3 protein-coding genes are annotated in these 4,664 nt (G+C 37.2%); all 3 read left to right on the top strand.

Annotation, left to right across the window (positions count from 1 at the left end; translation table 11 throughout):
* Nucleotides 1-138: 138 nt before the first annotated feature.
* Nucleotides 139-684: a helix-turn-helix domain-containing protein gene (locus V7149_RS17190; RefSeq protein ID WP_335346831.1), complete on the top strand. Its 546-nt coding sequence runs from the start codon at nucleotides 139-141 to the stop codon at nucleotides 682-684.
* A gap of 1,471 nt (nucleotides 685-2,155) precedes the next feature.
* Complete coding sequence (locus V7149_RS17185; RefSeq protein ID WP_335346830.1) at nucleotides 2,156-3,424, top strand: hypothetical protein; 1,269 nt, start codon at nucleotides 2,156-2,158, stop codon at nucleotides 3,422-3,424.
* A 337-nt stretch (nucleotides 3,425-3,761) separates the two neighbouring features.
* Nucleotides 3,762-4,664: zinc-ribbon domain-containing protein (locus V7149_RS17180; RefSeq protein ID WP_438824126.1), on the top strand; the 903-nt coding region annotated here is incomplete at its 3' end.

Below are 4,664 nucleotides of genomic sequence, written 5' to 3'. Positions count from 1 at the left end.
ATAAAAAAAATTCAGTGTCACTTAATTTTTGTTACTGTCTTTTAAAAAATTAAATGACATTTTTGGAGAATATGGTATTATACAAGTAAAATAAGATAAAAGGATCATTATTACATTTCGATATAAAAGGAGTTTTGTATGGAGAAGAATATTGGAAAACTGCTTAAAGATTTACGATATAAAAAAGGATTAACGTTAAAGGATTTGGCTGTTAAATCAGGTCTTTCTACAAGCTTTTTATCTCAGGTGGAAAATTCCAAGTCCTCCATTACTCTTCAATCCTTATCTAAAATTTCCGAAGCACTAGAAGTTAGTAGAAGTTACTTTTTTCCTGAACCCGAGCCGCCAAGTTTTGTACGAAAGAAATCTAAGGGAGACCTCACTTTAAATCAGTCAAACTTTATTTATCAAAGTCTATCAAATGGATTGCCAACACCTTTATTCGAGCCAATGCTAGTCGTTTTACTTCCGAATAATCCGAAGGTAACCTCATCGACCCATGGAGGACAGGAGTTTGTCTATGTATTAGAAGGAAATCTTACATTAGTTCATGGAGAAGATGAATATGAACTAGAACCAGGGGATAGCTTTCACATGGACTCAACAACCCCGCATACTTGGTTCAACAAAACCAATCAGGTTGTAAGACTCATTTATGTTTTTTCATCTTTGAATAAGATGTAAAAAGCTGAGAACTTAGTTTAGGCATTGTGGATTTTCTAACTAATAGTGGAAGTAGCAAGAATGAGAATTTTTTGGGGGAATGTATAGAGACGGTGATATCAAGTACGCTCCATGACCGTTCATGGAGATCGTTAACAATAGATGCTTTGTCTCCTGAGCTTACAGTTAAGGCAAGTTAGCGGGTTTCTCTTCCGCCTTGGCAATCAAATCTGTCATAATTTCTGCAAAAGAACGAAATAATGGTTCCACCAACTTGAGCAAATATAAAGCAACATACGAGGTTTCGTATGAAAATGACTAGTTGAAGAACATATCAGGGAAGGCAGAGCGGATTAACTGACAGTAGTTAGGTTCATCACTTTTTCACTGGTTTTACCTAATATAACTGTATAATGGGAACAAAAGTCACTTTCATTGCAAAGTGACTTTTGTTTAGTATTATAATAGGTGCCTACTAAGGTCGTTGCAATAACACAGGAACCCCCTGTGCTTTCTGTTTTCCGATAAAAAAGCAAAACTTTAGCTAATCAAACGTTTGATTAAACGCCGAAAAAGCTTGTCCTACAAGGGAAAATGCAGAATTAATCAAACGTTTGTTTAATATGTATGTTCGCATATGGTTCCCATTGAAGAATTGCTATAAAATATCCCCGAGCTAATACTTCTTCTTTCAGTGCCGCAAAAATCCCTAACAACTGATAAAAGTCTCCTGAAAAGAGTAATCATAATAGCAGATGTCGTAAAGAGAAAATCTTTCTTGGAAAAACCGAAACCTAACAACTATGGATTCTTTTTATGTACGTTCATTAATAACCAAATGATTTGTGATTACTACAATCCATGCGCCTTTTTTTCCGGAGTAATCTAATTTATTTGCGAAACTTGAGAGTTTTTTTGCGAAACGACTCAGTTTGTTTGCGAAACCACCTCATTTATTTGCGAACCTGATGAATTTCACCAAGGAATGGTTCCTAGAGAATAAGAACTGTTCTTAGCCTCGCGGACCGAAGATGTCTCCCTGCTGCATCGACAGCATGGTTTGTAATTTTCGGATCAAATACTAGCGCATCACTCGAAAAAGTATTACTAATCAATTCATCTAAACCTGTCCAAAAAAACCTTTTTACTGGACAGGCTTTGCTATTACGTTTGTTCTAACGAATGTGTGCCATCGCTAATAAAAAAGAGAAAATTAATCGGATATCTCTACAATTTTTAAAATTAAGTATATAGGAAAAAATGTTTAAAACCTTCAATTTGTTCCTTATTAAGAACAATGCAACTTTAAACACTTGTACAATTCGTTATTAAGAACTATAATTAATTGTATTGTTCTTAATAAGGAAAATAAAACTAGGTTCGTTTCGCTTCAAAAAGAACATAAAGAGGTCTCTTAATAAGGGGGGAGAAGGGAGCTATTCAAATAGGATTGAACGTATCCAAAAAAGTAACTTAATAGGGGGAAGTACTCTTGAAGAAGAAGATTAGTCTTAGTCTTTTTGCTGTATTGTTTGTGGCCATTGCCATTATGGGAACCGTGGCCTATTTTTCCAAAAGCTTCACTAGCGACAGTAATACCGCTACAGCTGCCAGCTTTGAGGTAGATGCTGTGAATGCAGATGGGACAACCATTGGAAACGGCGAGTTTAATTTAGACGGCAAGCTTTACCCAGGGATGAAAACGATTGAGGCCTACAGCTTCAAAATCAATAAGAACAATACGGAAGTTCCGGTAGAATACAAGGTGAATTTAACTCCAAGTGGGGACTTATTCCCTGAAGGCGGGGGTTCACCGATTGCCATTTCTATGCAAAGAGAACTGGATGGTCGATGGGTTGAAATGGATTACTCATCAGCTTTTAAACCTGATTATGACACAGAAAGTTTTAAAATCTATATTGACTGGCCACACGGTGATAACGACATTGACTTCCAAGGGAAAACAGGAAATATCAAATTGGAGGTTGTGGCAACACAAGTGGATGGAGAAGAGACTGGTGGACCAACAGATCCTGGGAATCCTAATGAGATTCAAGGTAGTTTAGAGGATACGGTTAAAGGGGAGGCTGCTAACGAGGGGAAATCCGAAATTGTCGTATTTGACTTTGGTGAAGGTAAACCAACTGGCGGCAACTCTGGATGGAATTTCAGATTTAATGATAATGACGGTGTAAATGCGATTATTATCCAAACGATTTACGATTACCTCCCACCTGAGCAGAACAGGTTTGATGGCGAACGATTAGCCAAGAACCTTGTAAACAGTATCGATGAGAGCAGAATAGCGACTTGGGTCAAATTTAAGTCTGTATGGGAAATTAAAAATGAAGGCTCAAAAGTAATTTTCACTTCAAAAGAGAAAAAGGATTATAATGTGAAGATTACTATTTCATACACACATACTGGACATCCAAACATTCCTGAAGACCAAACTGACTTACAAGACGGCTCAGCACCACACCCTGGTGTGAACCAAGTCAACACATTAACTGTCCAAGGAACTGTCCAAAAAGATGGAGCACTTGATGTTTCTTTCTCTGATGGAACTACTGATGTAACCAAGACTATTAACCTAGTAAAAGCTGACACTCCTGCAACCATCGCTGCGAAAATCGCCGCTGAATTTAGTGGTTTAGCAGGATGGGATGTCACAAATGCAGAGGGTTCTGCGGATGTTGTCTTTACTACTAAAGCAGCGGAAGCTCATAAGGAAGTCAGCATTACACTTTTGAATAATTAATGCTATCCTTCATTAAAAATGTGTACACTCTGTTAAAGGATGTGTACACATTTTTTTGCCATCCATATGGGGTTAGCGAAATGGATCAGCAGGTGAGGACTCCCTAAATAAGGGGTCATCTTTAAAAGAATCCACTTCATCATTCTCATCGATGCTTCTTTCACATTCAAACGGCAACTATGAAAGGACCATTTAAGATTTTTACCTATTATAGCCCACTTAAATAATTTACTATTCTTCAATAATTCTGACCCCTATTGAATTCACTTTATTTCAGACTCGTAGATACACATTTTGTATCTTATGGTAATATACACCTATATAAACTTTAAAAGGTGTGGTTATATTGTACTGCCATCAATGTGGGGAGAAGCTTATGGAAGGCTCTCGTTTTTGTTCAGGCTGTGGTTCTGAGGTTCAAGCACGTGTCGAAGATGAGATTAAGGTTGAATTGGAGGAGCCTGAAACACAAACCCAAAACGAGGAAGAGGTATTAACTAGGTCTGAAAATCTGCAGCAACCGAATAGGCATCCTATGATTAAGTTGATACCCATTATTGCTCCGATCTTAAGCATTGTTTTAGTTGGTTCTGGACTTGCTTTTTTCTATTTTCAAGAATTGGAGATAAATAGAGAGGTTTTAAAATTAAAAGAATCAGCTGAAGAATTGGCTATAAAGAATGATTTTGATAAGGCATTGAAGCAATTGGTAAAGGCCCAATTAAAACGCCCAGATTATATAGCATTACACGATTCTAAAGAAGTGATTGAAAAAGCACTAGGCTATGAACAAGAGCTTAGTAAAATAAGTGAAAAGATGGGGCATACGCAATATGAGGCTGCTTCAAAGGAGCTAGCTCGTTTAAAGGAACAGGTAAATGGAGAAAAGGCGCCTTTGTTTGAGCATTTTCATCAAAAGATAGAGGAGAGTCAAACGAAAATCACCATTGGCACGATTAAGAAAGAAATCAATGAGTTAGCAACGGTGAATGATTTAGGAGGAAAGCTTTCGGTTCTGGCAACCTTACCCGAAAATGAGGCAAGAGTTGTGAAACAAGAAATATTAAAAAAGATTGTTAAAATAAGCAGTGATCAGGCAGAAAATGAATTGGCTAATAAACAATTTTCTAGCGCCTTTACAACGATCGATAAAGGCCTTCAATTTGCCGTCAATGATGAAAAGTTATTAGGGTTGAAGAACCGTGTAGAGCAAGATAAGCTTGCTTTTGAACAGGCAGAG

This window comes from Bacillus sp. JJ1503 (assembly GCF_036965125.1).
GTDB lineage: Bacteria > Bacillota > Bacilli > Bacillales > Cytobacillaceae > Cytobacillus.
This window is presented reverse-complemented; position numbering and strand designations above follow the sequence as displayed.

Bases quoted from the DNA above. Each gene is read 5' to 3' on its own strand.
- V7149_RS17190 (WP_335346831.1), top strand. From the start codon at position 139: ATGGAGAAGAATATTGGAAAACTGCTTAAAGATTTACGATATAAAAAA.